The sequence below is a fragment of the Pseudomonas sp. P39-UII1 genome (assembly GCF_039672635.1).
GTDB lineage: Bacteria > Pseudomonadota > Gammaproteobacteria > Pseudomonadales > Pseudomonadaceae > Aquipseudomonas.
On sequence record NZ_JBDFPP010000025.1, the window covers coordinates 17885 to 35752 of the forward strand.

Consider the following 17868-nt stretch of genomic DNA (forward strand, 5'->3'; position numbering starts at 1 on the left):
GCCGGCCTCTCGCGGGCCCTGACAGCCGATAACCCTGGGAGCACTCCATGGCCCCACCCCCAACCACCGGCCTGATCCTCTCTGGTGGCGGCGCCCGCGCCGCCTATCAGGTCGGCGTGCTGGCCGGCATCGCCGAGCTGCTGCCACCCGCCGCGCCCAACCCCTTCCCGGTGATCGTCGGCACCTCGGCCGGGGCCATCAACGCCGTGGCCCTGGCCAGCGGCGCCACCCACTTCAATGAAGCCGTGCAGGCGCTCACCCGGTTCTGGCAAAACTTTCGCAGCCACCTGGTGATCCGCAGCGACTGGCCAGGGGTCGTCCGCCAGGCCAGTCGTTTTGTCGGCCACAGCCTGCTGGGCCTGGGCAGCCATGCGCCGGTCGCCTTGCTCGACAGCAGCCCGTTGCGCCGGTTACTGCAATCCCACCTCGACCTGAACGGTATCCACCAAGCGCTGGCCGCCGAGCACCTGCGCGCGGTGGCGGTGACCGCGTTCGGTTACGAGTCGGGCCAGGCCGTGACCTTCTACCAAGGCCGCGGCACCATCGACGCCTGGCTGCGGCACCGGCGCATCGGCGTGCCCACACCCTTGACCGTCGATCACCTGCTGGCCAGTGCAGCGATTCCGTTGTTGTTCGCCCCGGTCCGGCTGGGTGACGAGTACTACGGCGACGGCGCGGTACGCCAGTCGGCGCCGATCAGCCCAGCCTTGCACCTGGGGGCCAGCCGTGTGCTGGTGGTGGGGGTCAGCGGCAACCCGCAGCGGCCAGCGCCACCGTTGCCCACCCAGCGAGTGTTCAGTGGCCAGCAGCCGAGCCTGGCGCAGATTGGTGGGCACATGCTCAACAGCACCTTCATCGACAGCCTGGAGGACGATATCGAGCTGTTGCAGCGCCTCAACCACTTGAGCCACCTGCTGCCGGCCCACCTGGATGCACGCCGCCTGGGCCTGGCGCCGATCGATGTACTGGTGGTGGCGCCCAGCCAGCCGCTGGACGAGATTGCCGCGCGGCATCGGCGTGAGCTGCCGGCAGCGCTGCGGCTGTTCCTGCGCGGGCCGGGGGCGACCCGGACCAGCGGGGCAGGGGTGTTGAGCTATTTGCTGTTCGAGGCCAGCTATTGCAGTGAGCTGATCGAGCTGGGGCGGCGCGATGCCTTGGCCAAGCGGCGGGAGCTGGAGCGGTTTCTGGGGCTGTAGGAGCGCCCCGGCAGGGGCGCTCCTACACAGGCGGCGCGTTATTCGGCTATCTGCAACTTGCGCGCCTGGGTGTACACATAGCGCACCTTCTCGTACTCGAACGGCGAGTTGAGTTGGCCGTAGCGGAATTTGGTGGTGTAGCGCTTGTCCACCGCGCGCAGCAGGAAGATCTCGGGATGATCGGTGCTGGCCTGCGCCACGTTGAGGAAGTTGACCGCCTGTTCGCCGGCGTAATCCACCACCACCCCGGTGGTGTCGCGCAGGTTCGATGGCCCCAGCACCGGCAGCATGATGTAAGGCCCCTCAGGCACGCCATAGAAGCCCAGCGTCTGGCCAAAGTCCTCGCTCTGGCGCGGCAGGCCCATGCTGGTGGCCGGGTCCCACAGCCCACCCACGCCGATGATGGTATTGAACATCAGCCGCGCGGTGATCTCCGCCGAGCGTTTGGCCTTGAGCTGCAGCACGCTGTTGAACAGGTTCGGCACATCGCCCAGGTTGTTGAAGAAATTGCTCACCCCGGTGCGCAGGAACCTGGGCGTGACGTACTGGTAGCCATCGACCAGCGGCAGCAGCACCCATTGGTCCAGCCGGTAGTTGAAGTGGTAGATACGCCGGTTCAGCGACTCCAGCGGGTCGTAGATATTCAGCGCGCCCAGGGTGGAGCGCTCGAACTCGCGCTGGTCCAGGCCAGGGTTGAATTTCAGTTCGCGCAGTGGGTCGATGAAGCCGTCCGCTTCGGGGGCCAGCGGCTGGGCGGTGACCTGCGGGTCGGCCTCGATCACACTGGTGCGTGGCGCGGTTTCCGCGGCCAGGGCATTGCCGGCGGCGACGAGCAGCGCGGTGGCGAGGAGGAATTTGTTAGCCACGGAAGAACTCCAGCATGGCGTCGCTGTTGACGCGGTAATTGAGGTTGCCGCAATGGCCGCCATGGGGGTAAAGGGTCAGCCGGTCACCGAACACCTTGCGCAGGAAGCCGATATCGCCCGGGCCGAGGATGACGTCGTCGGCGTTGTGCATGACCTGGATTTTCGGGCTGTCGCGCAGGTAATCCTCCAGTGCGTACAGGCTGACCTGGTTGACCAGTTGCAGGATGCTGTTGCCGTCGGTGCGGGCCCGCCACATCGGTATCACCTGCTCGGTCAGGTAGCAGTCGAAGTCGCACTGCAGGGCGCGCTTGAAGAACGGGGTGAGGCTGCTGCCTTCGGTGATCGGGAATTTCGGCGGAATGATCAGGCCACGGCGGTTGATCAGGTCGGAGGTGAAGGCGATGTCGGCCGCCGAGAAGCGGAACGAGGTACCGATCAGCATGGCCATCTGTTCGTTGGACAGGTGCTGGCGCGACTGCTGGAAGTCGTACAGCAGGGCGTCGTTGAGGTCGATGTAGCCCTTGTCCTGGAAGTAACGGGTGAGTTTTTCCAGCATCAGCTCATAAAACGTGGTGCTGCGGTCGATGCCCTTGACCTGGGTCTGCACCAGCTTGTCCAGGTTGTTGATCGAGGTGTACAGGTTGACCGGCGGGTTGAGCAGCAGCACGCGCTTGAAGTTGAAGCTGCGGCGGGTTTCGTCCAGGTGGCTGACAAACGCTGCGTCCAGCGCGCCCAGGCTGTAGCCGGTGAGGTAGAACTCGCTGATCGGCAGGCGCGGGTGCTGGGCGCGTACCCCTTGCATCACCCGGTACATGTCTTCGGCATCTTCCGTGCTGATGCCCGGGGTGGCGAAGCGCGAGGCGGCGCTCATGAAGTCGTAGCTGGTTGGCGACGACAGTTGAACCACGTGGAAGCCGGCCTGGTAGAACAGCTTCTTGAGGTATTCGTTGATGGTGCTCGAGTACGGCGCACCGGTGCCGGCGATGATGAAGATCAGCGGCGCCTCGTGGTTCTGGCGGGCCAGGCGGTACTTGAGCTTTTTAACCGCCCAGAAGTTGTCGGGCAGGGTGAACTCACGTTCCGGGCGCAGGTTCAGGCTGTAATCGCTCTGGTCGATCTCGTCATCGCTGGGCAGCGTCGGGCGCTGGTCGGGCGGCGTGGTGGCGATGGTCGCCTCGAACGGGTTGGTCAAGGGGAAGCCGTAGGTCGCGGCGTCGATGTCCCGCGCCGAAGCGGCCGCAGCCATTAGCAGGCCGCCAAGTAGGGCGGCTAGGCGCCAAGATCGAAGCATGTAATCCCCCAGAAAGAACGCGAGCAAGGTAGTGCGTTATGCAGCCTAGGACCACAAGAGCCTCGGCAAAGTTGCCAAGTGCAGTGGCCTTTGGTGTGCTTGTTATCTGCAACATAGCTGCAGGGTTGCGATTTTGCCTTACAACCGGCCTTGGGCGATCATGGACGCTTTCGATTACCGCTATTGGAGAACTGGATGTCTCGTTCGTTGCCAGCCGTTTTGCTGCTGCTGTTCCTCGCCTTGTGGCTGCTTGCCAGTTATGGCGTGCGCTACGGGTTGATGGAGGATGCGCAGTGGGTTGGCCTGTGCACGGCGCCGGGCGAGTACTGGCAATGCCAGGCGCGCTCGCTACTGGGCCTGGGTATTCACTTTCAGGTGATGGGCTGGGCCGGGCTGGGGCTGGCGTTGCTGGCGCAGCTGGTGCCTGGCCGGGGTGGTTGGTGGCTGGCGGTGTTCGCCCTGGTGTTCGGGGTGCCGGCGCTGGTGCTGTATACCGCCAGCATGGCCGTATTTGCGCTGGTGCTGGCGGGGTTGCGGCTGGTGCGGCAAGCGCGTCGTGGTTGACAGGGGCTGCTGCGCAGCCCATTCGCCGGCAAGCCGGCTCCCACAGGCATGGGCGCCGCCGGCCCTGTGGGAGCCCGCAGCCGGCCCCCAAGGCATAGCGGTTCTTTGAAAGACGCCGCCGGCCCTGTGGGAGCCGGCTTGCCGGCGATGGGCGCACCTGTGTTTCAAGCCTTGCGCACCTGCAAGCTGCGCCACAACGCCGCCGTCATCAGCACACTGACCACCGCCCAACCCCATGCCTGCTGACTCTCCAGCCCTTCCCGATACAGCTGTGGCATCACCCCCGCGCCAACGATAAAGGCCAGCAACGCCACCTCAGCCCGCGCTGCCGCCACCGGCCGCAGCAGGTAAACCACCGCCGGCAGCACCAGTGCCGGCGTGGGGAAGCTGCGATAACGCGGGTCGAAGACCATCGCCAGCATGCTCACCGCCGCCGCAAAGCCGGCAGCCAGCAACAGCCACCCCGCACGCGCCTCGAACCAGGCAAACAACCTCTCACGCCAACCTGCCCGGCGCACCAGTGCCAGCACGGCATGGGCCAGCACCAGCAGGTTCAGCCCTGCCAGCACGGCTGCCCACAGCCATTCCCCGGCAAATCGCGCGTGGGTCCGCATCAGCTCGCCCCACAACCCCAGGCAGCCCGCGCCCAATGCCGCCAGCAGCGGCAACAGCAGGGCGGCACGCGTGCTGGCCGGGCGCCCGGCGAACAGCAGCATGGCGGCCATAAGCACCGCGCTGGCCAGCCACCACTGTGGCCAGTGGTGCAGGTTGCTCACCGGCCCTTCGAGTACGCCTTTGTCCTGCCTGTCTGCATCGTACAGCCCCCAGTAACCACCCACGGCGCCTTCGCTGGCACGCTTCCAGGGCTGGTCGAAAGCCTCGATCAGGTTGTAGTGCCAACCATTGGCCTCGGCCATGGCGACAAAGCCGCGGATGAAGCGCGCCTCGTTGGCGCGGCTGGGCACGGCGGTCTCGCGCTGGCGGCCTTCGCTGGGCCAGCCGGTCTCGCCGATGAGGATATCCTTGGGCGCAAAGCGCGTGCCGAACACCCGGCGCACATCGGCGACATGCGCCAGGGCATCGTCGATGCCGCGTGGCTCATCCTCCCAATAGGGCAGCAGGTGGATGGTCAGGAAGTCCACCGCGGGCGCTACCTGCGGGTGCTGCAGCCAGAACTCCCACACGTCGGCATAGGTGACCGGCACCTTCACCTGGCTTTTCACCTTGTTGATCAACCCGGCCAGGCGCTCGCCGGTGACTTCCTTGCGCAGCAGCGCCTCGTTGCCGACGATCACCGCGCTGACCACGTCCGGGTTGGCATTGGCGGCAGCGATCAGCAAGTCCACTTCCTTGTCGGTGTCGACCGGGTTGGCATTGACCCAGGCCCCGAGCATCACTTTCAGCCCATGCTTGCGCGCCAGCGCCGGGATTGCCTCCAGGCCGGTCATGGAATAGGTACGGATGCACTGGAATCGCTCGGCCAGCAGCGCCAGGTCGGCGTCCATGCGTGCCGGGCGCAGGCGGAACGGCTGGTCGAACGGCGACTGGTCCTTGTCGAACGGGGTGTACGAGGCGCACTGCAGCTTGTGCGTCGGGCTGGCCGCGTCGGGCAGCTGTATCGGCTTGCCGAGCCCGTACCAGAGCGCGCCGAGGCCGAGCAGGGCAAGCAGGCAGGCGAGCAGGTAAAACGGCATCAGCAAGCGGGCAGGGGTGGGCATCAGGCGGTCCATCGTCAGCGCAAAGCGTTAGATAGTAGCCCGGCGCCAATCATTTGGCATGCAAGGATCGCGCAGAACCGCGTAGGCCGATGCCGCTAATGGCACAGTGCTGTCGCAAAGCAATCGGTACAGGTCGCAGCTGGAGCAGGTCGCGCGTTGTTGCAGGACCATGATGCAATCTCCGAGACCTGACGAGGGGATGCTTTGATGGCGACTTTGAAGACAGTGCGACGTTTTCTGGGGGTGGGCACCGCCCTGGTATTGGCCATGAGCGCTGCACAGGCAATGGCCAAAGAAGTAAGCATTGGTTACGTGGACGGTTGGGCCGACAGTGTGGCGACCACCAACGTGGCCGCTGAAGTGATCAAGCAGAAACTCGGCTACGACGTGAAGCTGCAGGCCGTGGCCACCGGCATCATGTGGCAAGGCGTGGCCACCGGCAAACTCGACGCCATGCTCTCGGCCTGGCTGCCGGTCACGCACGGTGAGTACTGGACCAAGAACAAAGACAACGTGGTCGACTACGGCGCCAACTTCAAGGACGCCAAGATCGGCTTGATCGTCCCCGAATACGTCAAGGCCAACAGCATCACCGACCTCAAGACCGACACCACCTTCAAGCAGAAAATCGTCGGCATCGACGCAGGTTCCGGGGTGATGCTCAAGACCGACCAGGCCATCAAGGATTACGACCTGACAGGTTACAAACTGCAGGCGAGCTCCGGCGCGGCAATGACTGCCGAGCTGGGCCGTGCCTATGCCAAGCAGCAGTCGATTGCGGTAACCGGCTGGGTGCCGCACTGGATGTTCGCCAAGTGGAAGCTGAAGTTCCTCGAAGACCCGAAAGGCGTTTACGGTGCCGCCGAGACGGTCAACAGCATCGGCAGCAAAGCGCTGGCGACCAAGGCGCCGGAGGTGGCCGAGTTCCTCAAGAAATTCAGCTGGCAGTCCAAGGACGAGATCGGCGAGGTGATGCTGGCGATCCAGGAAGGTGCCAAGCCTGAAGCGGCGGCGAAGGATTGGGTGGCCAAGCACCCGGACCGGGTCAAGGAGTGGACCGGCAAGTAATTGATTTCAGGGCCAGCGTGCCCCCAATCGCCGGCAAGCCGGCTCCCACAGGGCCATCACAGGCATCGGGCCATGTTGTGACTGTGTGGGAGCCGGCTTGCCGGCGATTGGGGCACACTGGCCTTCTGGTTGTTACCGATCCTGCAAGACAGTGTTGCATCTAAGACTAAGGTCGTCTGGTTGGCGTCCAACGGCAGCATAAAGTGACGGTGTGGGTTCCATCCCCTATCTGTGCTGCTAGGACAAAAACAATGAACGACAGCATTTACCTCTCGATACAAAACAGCCCCCGCTTCAAGGAGCTGGTCACCAAACGCGAACGGTTCGCCTGGATTCTCTCGGCGATCATGCTCGGCCTGTACTGCGCCTTCATCCTCCTGATCGCCTACGGTCCTCATCTGCTGGGCGCCAAGCTCAGCCCTGAGTCGTCGATTACCTGGGGCATTCCCCTGGGCGTCGGCCTGATCGTTTCGGCATTCGTCCTGACCGCCATCTACGTACGCCGCGCCAACGGCGAATTCGATGAGCTGAACAAGGCCATTCTGAAGGAGGCGCAACAATGATTCGCCACGCCAAAGCCCTGGCCGTACTGGCCTGCGGCGCTTTTGCACCCGCCGTGTGGGCCGCTGATGCCCTGACCGGCGAGGTGCAGAAACAGCCGCTGAACATTTCTGCGATCGCCATGTTCGTGGCGTTCGTCGCCTTCACCCTCGGTATTACCTACTGGGCCTCCAAACGCAACAAGTCGGCGGCCGACTACTACGCGGCCGGTGGCAAGATCACAGGCTTCCAGAACGGCCTGGCGATTGCTGGCGACTACATGTCGGCAGCCTCCTTCCTGGGTATTTCCGCGCTGGTGTTCACCTCCGGCTACGACGGCCTTATCTACTCGATCGGTTTCCTGGTCGGCTGGCCGATCATCCTCTTCCTGATCGCCGAACGCCTGCGCAACCTGGGCAAGTACACCTTCGCCGACGTGGCCTCGTACCGCCTCGGGCAGAAGGAAATCCGCACCCTGTCGGCCTCCGGGTCGCTGGTGGTGGTGGCGTTCTACCTGATCGCGCAGATGGTCGGCGCCGGCAAGCTGATCGAGCTGCTGTTCGGCCTGGACTACCACGTCGCGGTCATCCTGGTGGGCATCCTGATGTGCCTGTACGTGCTGTTCGGCGGCATGCTGGCCACCACCTGGGTGCAGATCATCAAGGCCGTGCTGCTGCTGTCCGGTGCCAGCTTCATGGCGCTGATGGTCATGAAACACGTGGGCTTCGACTTCAACACGCTGTTCTCCGAAGCGATCAAGGTGCACAGCAAGGGTGAAGCGATCATGAGCCCGGGTGGCCTGGTCAAAGACCCGATTTCGGCCTTCTCGCTGGGCCTGGCGCTGATGTTCGGTACTGCCGGCCTGCCGCACATCCTGATGCGCTTCTTCACCGTCAGCGATGCCAAGGAAGCCCGCAAGAGCGTGCTCTACGCCACGGGGTTCATCGGCTACTTCTACATCCTGACCTTCATCATCGGCTTTGGCGCGATTCTGCTGGTCAGCACCAACCCGGACTTCAAGGACGCCGCCGGCGCCCTGCTGGGTGGCAACAACATGGCGGCGGTGCACCTGGCCGATGCCGTGGGTGGCAGCATCTTCCTCGGCTTCATCTCGGCGGTGGCGTTCGCCACCATCCTGGCCGTGGTCGCCGGCCTGACCCTGGCCGGTGCCTCGGCGGTGTCCCACGACCTGTACGCCAGCGTCTGGCGCAAAGGCAAGGCCAACGACAAGGACGAGATCCGCGTGTCGAAGATCACCACCATTGCACTGGGCGTGCTGGCGATCGGCCTGGGCATTCTGTTCGAGAAGCAGAACATCGCGTTCATGGTCGGGCTGGCCTTCTCCATCGCCGCCAGCTGCAACTTCCCAGTGCTGCTGCTCTCGATGTACTGGAAGAAACTGACCACCCGCGGCGCCATGATCGGCGGCTGGCTGGGCCTGGTAAGTGCGGTTGGCCTGATGATCCTTGGCCCGACCATCTGGGTGCAGATCCTCGGCCACGAGAAAGCCATCTACCCGTACGAGTACCCGGCACTGTTCTCGATGCTGATTGCATTCGTGGGTATCTGGTTCTTCTCGGTCACCGACAAGTCCAAGGCCGCTGAAAGCGAGCGTGCGCTGTTCTTCCCGCAGTTCGTGCGTTCGCAGACTGGCCTGGGTGCCAGCGGGGCGGTCTCACACTAACGTTAACGCGATGCAATGAAAAACGCCCCGCTTGTCGGGGCGTTTTTTATTGCATGCAGTTCGTCAGACGTTTCCTACATACCTAGTAATGTTCTGCTCGTACAGTTCCCTGATGTCGCAAGTGCTAGATAGATGCCGGCACTTTTGGGAGCTGCTCAATGAAATTACGCTGTTTAATTACCCTTGTTCTCGTTGGCGTGTCGGGCACTGTAGGGGCGAAGGAAACCCCGCAGGACATCAGTGTCCGGGCTGTCGTGTCGACCCCAGAGTTTCAGGTGGCCTCGGCCGGTAGTTGGTGGGATGAAGATCTTGAGATGGAATATGACCCGAGTAGGCTCACCTTCAAAGACGTTACTAAAGAAATTTTTGTAAAGAGTCACTATGGGCCGATTTACGCGAAAACAGATAGTTCACATTATTTTTTCAAGCGGGACGGCGGTGCGCAAGATACTCGTCGATACCAAATCCAGTTGAATCGCATACGGATGCAGCCAACGCCGACTGAAATAGTCAGCGCTGCTGACGCCGCCCAAGGAACAACCATTCCATTCAGGTTCTATGGGTTCTCTGGGGTAGGGTCTAGCCTGCCCGGCACCTACAGGACGCATGTCACCCTGACGTTTGAAACGGGTGCGCCCTGATTCGGGTTTTTATTGGGTGCTGCCTGTGTGCCTGCTATTTGATGATGTGTAACCCCAAAAGGAAACTTATTGTGAAACCCTATGCATTGGCTGTCCCATTCATTGCATTGTTTGCCGGTGCCGCTGTTGCGTCCGCCCCTGAGCCGATCACCCAGGAAATTTCAGTGAAGGCGATCATTCCCGGGAATGATTTTTCAGTGGAGCCCAAAGGGGATTGGATTCAGCGGGGCGTGACGCTTGAGTACCAGCCGCAGAGCGATGCGTTCACGGCGGTAAGCGAAGCTTTCACAGCCCAGAGTGATGCCGGCGCTATTCAGGCCAAACTGCTGGAAGCCGCAGAGTTGCGAGAGCAAACCAACAACGACCAGAAAATTGATCTTGTCATCACGGTAGGGGGCAAGCAGTTGGCGTTAATGGCCGAGGAAGTCATGAGCGCAGAAGATGCTAAAGCCGGTAACGAACTTCCCATTACCTTTGCCGCTGTAAAACCTCAGGCAGGTTATGTGAAGGGGGAATATAACGGGGTAGTGAAAGTATTGTTTGAAACTTCCTCCGCCAGCCTTTGATAGATGCAGTGCCGCCTGCCTCACCGTGCCAGAGGGTTGCCTGCGGTGAGGCAGGCGTTGAAGTGGATTGAATCATGTTCCAGTTTGCTGCACCCGGCCGTGCACTCGCTGCCTGGCTGCTGGGTGCTGCCTGCCTCTTACCCCTCCAAGTGTCGGCCGAGCGCGCGCCCAGTGCTGTCGGCCTGAACACGTTCGGGCGTTTGCCTGAAGATTTCGAGGCACATTTTTTCGACGTACCGCTTGCCGTGCGAGTGGAACTGGATCAGCGTTACCTCGGTGATGCCATGGTGGTGCTGAGCCGTGATAACCGTGTGCAGTTGCTGGCGTTTACCGACACTGAACAAAGTAAAGAGCCGTCCACACTCAGGCAGTTATGGCAGCAGCGGCTGGCGGACGGGCGCGTGCTGGGCGACTGCCTGCAAAACTGCCCCGACGGGTTGCAGGCTATTCATTACAGCCTGGCCAATTCCCAGTTGTCGTTGCTGACGTCCAATGCCGAAAAGCTGGACCAGGACGCGCTCTACCACCGCCTCCCGGAGCAGAGCGGCGCCGGGCTGCTGCTGCGTAACCAGCTCAACCTGGTCAACGATGGCAACCAGACCACGGGCAGGCTCGGCCTGCTCGGCCAGGGCAATCTGCATAATTGGACGACGCTTGCCGATGCACGCGTCGATCGCAGCGCAACTGAGCAAGGCGATGTGCGCTATCGCATGCACCAGCTTTACGCCGAGAGCCTGCACGACGAGCACTTCTTTCGGCTGGGGTACATCTCCGTTGGCGCGCAAGGCCTGGTGCGCCAGCCCACGCTACTGGGGCGCCGCCCCGATAGCACGCTTGGCTTGATGCTAGGCAGCAGTGACAGCCTGCTGGTCGACAGTGGCCAGGCCAGCGCTGTGCCGGTCTATGTCACCCCAAACCGTCCCGGCATCGTGGAGATCTACCGCAATGGTTCACTGATCAACAGTCAGCCGGTACAGCCTGGTTTGCAGGCGCTCGATACGCGGGTGTTGCCCGGCGGCATCTACGACGTGGAGCTGCGCTTGCTTGAGGACGGCCTGGAGACTTCGCGCAGTGAAGTGTCCATCTACAAGCCGAGCCGATGGCAGAACATGGACAACCGCTGGCGCTACAACCTCTACCTGGGCCAGCAGGTCGAGCTGCTGAGTAACTGGAATGACCCGCGTGAACCGAGCCCAGCGTTCGGTGCCCTCTCCAACTACCTTGTGCATCCTGCCGCGATACTGGGGCTGTCGGTGCAACAGGTCGATGCCGACCTGCAGTTAGGTACCTCGCTGGACTGGGATGTGCATGAGCGGTTCAAGTTTTACGCCAGCCTCAATCGGACCCAGGGCATGGGCAACAGCGGCGATCTGCAGGTGACCCATACCTACCCTTCGGGCTCGCTGTTGCTGACCCACAACCAGAGCTGGCTCGAGCCTCGCGAAAACGCTCGGGACGATACTTCACAGCGGCAGGTGCGCAGTCGTACCGCCTTATCGGTAAACCACCGGGTAACCTCGCGCAGCTCAGCGACGCTGCGCCTGGAACACAGCGCAGGCTCGGCAAGTGGCTTGGGCGCCGACCTGAGCTGGGCGTTCAACGGAACACTGCGGGGGCATCGAAGCAGTGTTCGCCTGTCTCTTTTCGACAGGCCTGGAACACGCAGCAGCGCCGGTGCCCGAAGCCGCGGCGTTAACCTCGCCATGAGCATGAACCTTGAACGCGAGGGCAGGCAGCTTGGGGTCGACGTCGGTAGCCGCGCCTCGCGGGAGGGGGGCAATGACCCTTACGCTTCGCTGTGGTATCGGCGCAACGTCGACCTTGGCCCGGTGCACAGCCTGGGGGGCAGCGCGACGCTCGACAGCTATGGCACCAGCCTGGCCGCCAACGGGCGGTTTCATAGCCAGGCGCTGCAGGGCGATGCTTATGCCCAGAGTTCTTCTTTCAACAATAACCTCAGTGCTGGCCTCAACCTGGAAAGCACCCTTGCGCTGGGTGCGGGGAAGCTGGCCATCGGTGGCCATAACCTACCGTTCGAAGCCGGCTTGATCATCGATGTCGAAAGCGACCTGCCAGGTATGAAGCTGCGGGCCAACGATGGCCAGGGCTTGAGTGCAGTGCTGCGCCCGGGGCGCAATATCGTGCCGGTGACGGCGTTCAAATCGGGCCATGTGCGCTTCGACTTCGACGCCAAGGACGTGCCGCCCGCTCAGATCCAACCCCTCGCTGTCGACTACCACCTCAACCGCGGTGGGGTGGGGTACCACTCATTGAAGGTGATGCGCACGGTCACCGTGTTTGGTCGGCTGCTCGATGGGCAAGGCCAGCCACTGCACGGCGCGCACGTGGTCAACGACGCCGGGCGCACGGTGGCCGAGGTGGATGGCTATTTCAGCGTCGAAATGAGTGAGTCACGGCCCACCTTGGAAATTCGTCATGGCGCGGCAGGTAATTGTCTTCTGACATTAACGCCGGCCAACTTCGATCGCGAGGATGACGTACTGATCGTGGGTGATCAGCGCTGTGTGCCGAGTATGGGCTGAACCGGTTTTCAGCATGACGCTGTAGCGGGCCCGATCTCGGGGCCGATGGATGAATGTTGAGCAAGCAGAGGTTGAAGATGCACAGATTCACATTTCAGTTACCCCCCATGTTGTTCGTAGCACTGATGCTGCCGTGGTTTGCTCAGGCCGGGCCACAGCTGGATGTCGGGGCTCTGTACGATTACCTCGAACCGGGCAAGGGCACCTACGCCAAACGCATCTACAACAGAGGGGACAGTACCGCGTTCGTCAAGGTCAGCGTGCTGGAACTGGTCTACGACGGGCAAGCCGAGCCCCGTGAAGTGGAAATCGATCAGTTGCCCTTCGATCAGCGCAGCGTTGTCGCCAGCCCCGCACGGATGATCATCCCGGCACGCGGCATGCAGGCCGTACGGTTGCTGTATCGCGGTGAGCGGGACCACGAGCGTTATTACCGGCTGCGCTTCATCCCGGTGGTACCGCAACAGGATGACAGCTTCGCGCTGGATGAAACGGAGCTTGAGGCTTACCGCGAGGAACTCAGTGCCGGTGTGCAGTTTCTGGCTGGCTTCGGCACCATTTTGATTACCAAACCTGCTGCCACGCGCTACCAGACATCGATTGAGCAAGCCGGCGGAAAATGGACCGTGCGCAACGAGGGCAATGCCACGGTACTGCTCGACAACGTCCAGGCCTGTGTACTGCTCGATGACCAGTGTGATCCTCCGGCCAAGCAGCATCTTCGCCCTGGGCGTACACGTGAGTTCGTCGAAAAACCGGGTGTCGAGTATCGCTTCGAACTGGTGGAAGGCGATGCGCGCAAAGCCATGAACTTCAAGGCAGGGTGAGAGGGCGGGCGATGTTTCGTAAGTGTGCAATGCTCGCGCTGGCTTCTGGCGTGTTCGGCGGGTCCTGGGCGCAGGCGGCCGACGTTACGCTGAAGCTGCGTTACCGCGGCGAGACCCGGCAATTTGAAAACCTGACACCCAGGTCGTCGCCTGTCTGCACTCAGCTGCCGCAGCTGTGTAGCCAGCCGCTGGCGAATCTGCTGGATGTGAATGTCGAGTACTCGAAAACAGTGGATGGCGAGGGTGCTGACGGCTTCTACCTATCAGCCCCTGTTCAGCCGACTGCGCTAGTAATGGTCCGTGATCAATCCGGTGAGCAGGTCAGCATGGACTTTGCCATCACCCACCTGGGCGGCGCAGTAACCTCGGACGATGGGTTGCCTGCGCCTACGGCGCGCACGGGCCTTGACTCGAGTGGTTGTCAGGTTGCCTTGGCCAGTGCTGCGCACCGCTTGTTTCTGTGGTCGCTGGCCAGCAGCGGGTGTTGGGCCAACCTCAACACGGCTGATGCGAGCACTTACCATGTCAGCCATCTGACGCTGGGTTACGCGCTGAAGACGCCATTGCCGGCGAGCTTGAAGGCGGGTGTCTATCGAGGGCGCGTGGTCTATTCGATAGGCCCCGACAGGGATATAGGCCTGGGGGCGAGCCGAACGGTCTCCGGGCTCACTGCCGACTCGGTGGCGATCAACGTCGAGCTGGAGGTAGTGCATGACCTTCAGGTGCGCTTTGAACCGGGCGCCGAGCAGGTGGCGTTGGTGCCACCGAAGGGCCATGGACGCAGCCTGGCAGATAAACTGGAAAAGGACGTCGCCTTCAGCCTTACTGCCAGTGGGCCTTTCAAAGTCTGGGCACTGTGCAGCACCGGGCTGGGTAGCACGTGCAGCCTACGGTCCGCTAAGGGCCACGGCATACCGCTGTTTCTGGCGATGACCTTGCCAGGTGTTTCATACCAGGGCCGTTCGCTCCATCGGCAGGCACTGACCTTTGGCGGGGTTGCGGACGCCATCACCCTCGAAGTCCCCCCAGAGGGCGTGACCGGCAGCCAAGGGCAGTTGCACTTTCATGTGAACCCCCGCGGCCCCACCAGGCAACAGGACATGTTGCCTGGCATCGAGTATCAGGCGGTCGTGACAACGGTGTTCGATGCCAACCTATAGGGGGCTAGCCGGGTGCGTGCGCCGTTCAGCACTGACCCACCGGCAATGAAAAACCGCGCTACGGCTGTTGCCCGTAGCGCGGTTTTTTCATTCCGGACGCTAGATCTAGATCATGCCAAGTAACAACAGCACCAGCAGTATCACCAGCACCACGCCGATGATGCCGGACGGGCCATAGCCCCAGCTGCGTGAGTGTGGGAAGACCGGTAAGCCACCAATCAACAGCAGGATCAGGATGATGATGAGGATAGTGGTCATGACGGAGTCCTTGCGTGGTTAGGGGTCAAGAGCCTCGGATTGCTGGCCTCTTGTTAATTCGGACCGGTGCCGCTTGCGAAAGATTCCATTTGCTCGGCACTGACCGCTTGGTCATGCCCGCCCATTCACTACCCTGATGAACCCTCCCACTCGGCAAGGCCTTGATTAGACTGGCCTGACAACCCATAAGCACAAGGCCTGCCACCATGCAAAACCGCATCATGATCACGGGCGCCGGGTCCGGCCTCGGCCGCGAGATCGCCCTGCGCTGGGCGCGCGAGGGCTGGCGTTTGGCGCTGGCCGATGTCAACGAACCCGGCCTGCGCGAAACCCTGGAGCTTGTGAGTAGCGCGGGTGGCACGGGCTTCACCCAGCGTTGTGACGTGCGCGACTACAGCCAGCTCACCGCTTTGGCCCAGGCCTGCGACGAGCGGTTTGGTGGTATCGACGTGATCGTCAACAATGCGGGCGTGGCCTCGGGCGGGTTCTTCGCCGAGCTGTCGCTGGAGGACTGGGACTGGCAGATCGCGGTCAACCTGATGGGGGTGGTCAAGGGCTGCAAGGCCTTCTTGCCGCTGCTCGAACGCAGCAAGGGGCGGATCATCAACGTGGCCTCGATGGCGGCGCTGATGCAGGGCCCGGGCATGAGCAACTACAACGTTGCCAAGGCCGGTGTGCTGGCACTGTCGGAGAGCTTGCTGGTGGAGCTGCGGCAGTTGGAGGTGGCCGTGCACGTGGTGTGCCCGTCGTTCTTCCAGACCAACTTGCTGGACTCCTTCCGCGGCCCCAACCCGGCAATGAAAGCCCAGGTCGGCAAGCTGCTGGAAGGCTCGCCGATCAGCGCGGCAGACATCGCCGAGCATATCCACCAACAGGTCACTGCCGGCGAATTCCTGATTCTGCCCCATGAGGCCGGGCGCCAGGCGTGGGCGCTGAAGCGGCAGGCGCCGGAGCGGCTGTACGACGAGATGGCGCAGATGGCGGTGAAGATGCGAGGCAAAGCTCAAATACGCTGATTGTAGGCTGCGTCTGTAGGGGGAATTACCTGCTTAAGTAGGCTTGTTCTGAATTATTGCGCAGGCGTTGAATAGCCGGATACCCCCATGCAGTCTACGGTTTTCCCTGTTGCCGGAGGACCGCAGCATGTTGGTCATTGGACGCGAAGTCGGCGAAGTCATCACCATCGGTGACGATATTCAGATCAAAGTGGTGGAAACCCGCGATGGCATGGTGCGTTTTGGCGTCAGTGCGCCGCGCGAGGTGCCGGTGCACCGGGCCGAGGTGTACAAGCGGATCAAGGCGGGCGAGGTGCGCAAGGGCAATTCGGCTTGAGCCGACTGTGCCGGCCTCATCGTGGGCTCCCCCGCGATGAGGCCAGTATTGTCAGTCGAGCAGCTCGCGCGGCACATCATGTTTGGCCAGCAGCTGGCACTGCTGGCTCTCCAGGTCGAACAGGATGAACGCCTGGCCCTTGGCCAACGCCTGGCGCACCCGCAGCACGCGGGTTTCCAGCGGCGTGTCGTCGCCGTTGTCGGTACCGTCACGGGTGACGAAATCCTCGATCAAACGGGTCAGGGTTTCGGCTTGCAGTTGCTCGTAGGGGATCAGCATGGGCGGTATTCGGCTTCATTGAACAATACGCCCATGCTACGCGAAACCCGTTGGCTGTGGCTCACCCCTTGTTGCCGACCAGGCTGTCGACGGCCGGCACCCGCGTGTCGCTCTCCATCTGCGCGTCGTGCTCCAGCTGATGGCTGAAGCGCTCGAGCGAGGCATTGGCCGGGTTGGAGTCGCTGGCGAACACCGGCGGGCTCAGCAGGTAGCCCGACAGCAGGCGGCTGAGCGCGGCCAGGCTGTCGATATGGGTGCGCTCGTAGCCATGGGTCGCATCACAGCCGAACGCGATCAGCGCGGTGCGGATGTCGTGCCCTGCGGTCACCGCCGAGTGGGCATCGCTGAAGTAGTAGCGGAACACATCGCGGCGCACCGGCAGGTCCTGGTCGCCGGCCAGTTTCAGCAGGTGGCGCGACAGGTGGTAGTCGTAGGGCCCCGAGGAGTCCTGCATGGCCACGCTGACGGCATGTTCGCTGGACGCTTGGCCAGGCGCGACCGGGGCGATGTCGATGCCGACGAACTCGCTGACGTCCCAGGGCAGGGCAGCGGCGGCGCCGGAGCCGGTCTCTTCGGTGATGGTGAACAGCGGATGGCAGTCGATCAGTGGCTGGCGGCCGCTCTCCACCACTGCCTTGAGGGCAGCCAGCAGCGCCGCGACGCCGGCTTTGTCATCCAGGTGGCGGGCGCTGATATGGCCGCTTTCGGTGAACTCCGGCAACGGGTCGAAGGCGACGAAGTCGCCGATCGACAGCCCCAGCGCTTCGCAATCGGCGCGGGTGGCGCAGTAGGCGTCCAGGCGAACCTCCACGTGCTCCCAACTGACCGGCATCTGGTCGATGGCGGTGTTGAAGGCATGCCCGCTGGCCATCAGCGGCAGCACGCTGCCGCGAAACACGCCGGTGTCGGTAAACACGCTGACCCGGCTGCCCTCGGCGAAGCGGCTTGACCAGCAGCCCACCGGCGCCAACGCCAGGCGGCCATTGTCCTGCAGCTGGCGCACGCTGGCACCGATGGTGTCGAGGTGGGCCGAGACGGCGCGGTCGGGGGAGCTTTGCCGGCCCTTGAGGGTGGCGCGGATGGTACCGCGGCGGGTCAGCTCGAAGGGGATGCCCAGTTCATCCAGGCGCTCGGCGACGTAGCGCACGATGGTGTCGGTAAAGCCGGTGGGGCTGGGGATGGCGAGCATCTCCAGGAGCACGCGTTTGAGGTAGTCGAGATCGGGTTCGGGGTAGTGTTCAGGCATGTGTACTCCTTTGCGGCCTCTTCGCGGGCAAGCCCGCTCCTACAGGTTCACTGTTGCCCTTGAGCCCAGCGGCAAACTGTGGGAGCGGG

Annotated in this window: 18 protein-coding genes; 12 read left to right on the plus strand and 6 right to left on the minus strand. The window is 62.8% G+C overall.

What is annotated here, in order from left to right; translation table 11 throughout:
* Window positions 1-47: 47 nt before the first annotated feature.
* Window positions 48-1196, plus strand: coding sequence for a patatin-like phospholipase family protein (locus ABEH27_RS22335; protein WP_346615654.1), 1149 nt, complete (start codon window positions 48-50; stop codon window positions 1194-1196).
* A 38-nt stretch (window positions 1197-1234) separates the two neighbouring features.
* Here the strand turns inward: ABEH27_RS22335 and ABEH27_RS22340 are convergent, their stop codons facing one another.
* Window positions 1235-2062 (minus strand): VacJ family lipoprotein, encoded by an 828-nt coding sequence (locus ABEH27_RS22340; protein WP_346615655.1) that lies wholly within the window; start codon window positions 2060-2062, stop codon window positions 1235-1237.
* Window positions 2055-3353: a serine/threonine protein kinase gene (locus ABEH27_RS22345; RefSeq protein WP_346615656.1), complete on the minus strand. Its 1299-nt coding sequence runs from the start codon at window positions 3351-3353 to the stop codon at window positions 2055-2057. The genes ABEH27_RS22340 and ABEH27_RS22345 overlap by 8 nt, the downstream gene beginning before the upstream one ends.
* Before the next feature lie 195 nt (window positions 3354-3548).
* On the opposite strand from ABEH27_RS22345, the gene ABEH27_RS22350 reads away from it, so the two are divergent.
* Window positions 3549-3917, plus strand: a complete 369-nt coding sequence (locus ABEH27_RS22350; RefSeq protein WP_346615657.1) for a hypothetical protein — start codon at window positions 3549-3551, stop codon at window positions 3915-3917.
* Window positions 3918-4081: 164 nt separating this feature from the next.
* Here the strand turns inward: ABEH27_RS22350 and ABEH27_RS22355 are convergent, their stop codons facing one another.
* Entirely contained in the window at window positions 4082-5647 is a 1566-nt protein-coding gene (locus tag ABEH27_RS22355; RefSeq protein WP_346615658.1) for a beta (1-6) glucans synthase, read from the minus strand.
* 195 nt (window positions 5648-5842) lie between these two features.
* On the opposite strand from ABEH27_RS22355, the gene ABEH27_RS22360 reads away from it, so the two are divergent.
* From ABEH27_RS22360 to ABEH27_RS22395, 8 genes are all read left to right on the plus strand, one after another.
* Window positions 5843-6703: a glycine betaine ABC transporter substrate-binding protein gene (locus ABEH27_RS22360; RefSeq protein ID WP_346615659.1), complete on the plus strand. Its 861-nt coding sequence runs from the start codon at window positions 5843-5845 to the stop codon at window positions 6701-6703.
* Between the two features lie 251 nt (window positions 6704-6954).
* On the plus strand, window positions 6955-7266 hold the full coding sequence (locus ABEH27_RS22365) for a DUF485 domain-containing protein (RefSeq protein WP_016501040.1): 312 nt from the start codon (window positions 6955-6957) through the stop codon (window positions 7264-7266).
* Window positions 7263-8927, plus strand: a complete 1665-nt coding sequence (locus ABEH27_RS22370) for a cation acetate symporter (protein WP_346615660.1) — start codon at window positions 7263-7265, stop codon at window positions 8925-8927. Before ABEH27_RS22365 ends, ABEH27_RS22370 begins: the two co-directional genes overlap by 4 nt.
* 158 nt (window positions 8928-9085) lie before the next feature.
* The gene (locus tag ABEH27_RS22375) at window positions 9086-9568 is read left to right on the plus strand and encodes a hypothetical protein (protein WP_346615661.1); all 483 of its coding nucleotides are present in this window, start codon (window positions 9086-9088) and stop codon (window positions 9566-9568) included.
* 71 nt (window positions 9569-9639) lie between these two features.
* A complete protein-coding gene (locus ABEH27_RS22380) occupies window positions 9640-10134 on the plus strand; it encodes a CS1 type fimbrial major subunit (protein ID WP_346615662.1) in 495 nt (164 codons plus the stop codon).
* A 74-nt stretch (window positions 10135-10208) separates the two neighbouring features.
* A complete protein-coding gene (locus ABEH27_RS22385) occupies window positions 10209-12677 on the plus strand; it encodes a CS1-pili formation C-terminal domain-containing protein (RefSeq protein ID WP_346615663.1) in 2469 nt (822 codons plus the stop codon).
* A gap of 53 nt (window positions 12678-12730) precedes the next feature.
* Complete coding sequence (locus ABEH27_RS22390; protein WP_346615664.1) at window positions 12731-13504, plus strand: molecular chaperone; 774 nt, start codon at window positions 12731-12733, stop codon at window positions 13502-13504.
* Window positions 13505-13515: 11 nt separating this feature from the next.
* Window positions 13516-14664, plus strand: coding sequence for a hypothetical protein (locus ABEH27_RS22395; RefSeq protein WP_346615665.1), 1149 nt, complete (start codon window positions 13516-13518; stop codon window positions 14662-14664).
* 105 nt (window positions 14665-14769) lie between these two features.
* On the opposite strand, the gene ABEH27_RS22400 is transcribed toward ABEH27_RS22395, so the two are convergent.
* Window positions 14770-14922, minus strand: a complete 153-nt coding sequence (locus tag ABEH27_RS22400; protein WP_003252624.1) for a DUF3309 family protein — start codon at window positions 14920-14922, stop codon at window positions 14770-14772.
* A gap of 206 nt (window positions 14923-15128) precedes the next feature.
* Between ABEH27_RS22400 and ABEH27_RS22405 the strand changes: the two genes are divergently transcribed.
* On the plus strand, window positions 15129-15938 hold the full coding sequence (locus ABEH27_RS22405; RefSeq protein ID WP_346615666.1) for an SDR family oxidoreductase: 810 nt from the start codon (window positions 15129-15131) through the stop codon (window positions 15936-15938).
* Between the two features lie 127 nt (window positions 15939-16065).
* Window positions 16066-16254 carry a carbon storage regulator CsrA gene (gene csrA / locus ABEH27_RS22410; RefSeq protein ID WP_346615667.1) on the plus strand — a complete coding sequence of 63 codons (189 nt, stop codon included), beginning with the start codon at window positions 16066-16068 and terminating at the stop codon, window positions 16252-16254.
* 51 nt (window positions 16255-16305) lie between these two features.
* Here the strand turns inward: csrA and ABEH27_RS22415 are convergent, their stop codons facing one another.
* A complete protein-coding gene (locus tag ABEH27_RS22415) occupies window positions 16306-16533 on the minus strand; it encodes a YheU family protein (RefSeq protein WP_054900489.1) in 228 nt (75 codons plus the stop codon).
* 61 nt (window positions 16534-16594) lie between these two features.
* Entirely contained in the window at window positions 16595-17779 is a 1185-nt protein-coding gene (locus ABEH27_RS22420) for an osmoprotectant NAGGN system M42 family peptidase (RefSeq protein ID WP_346615668.1), read from the minus strand.
* Window positions 17780-17868: the final 89 nt, after the last annotated feature.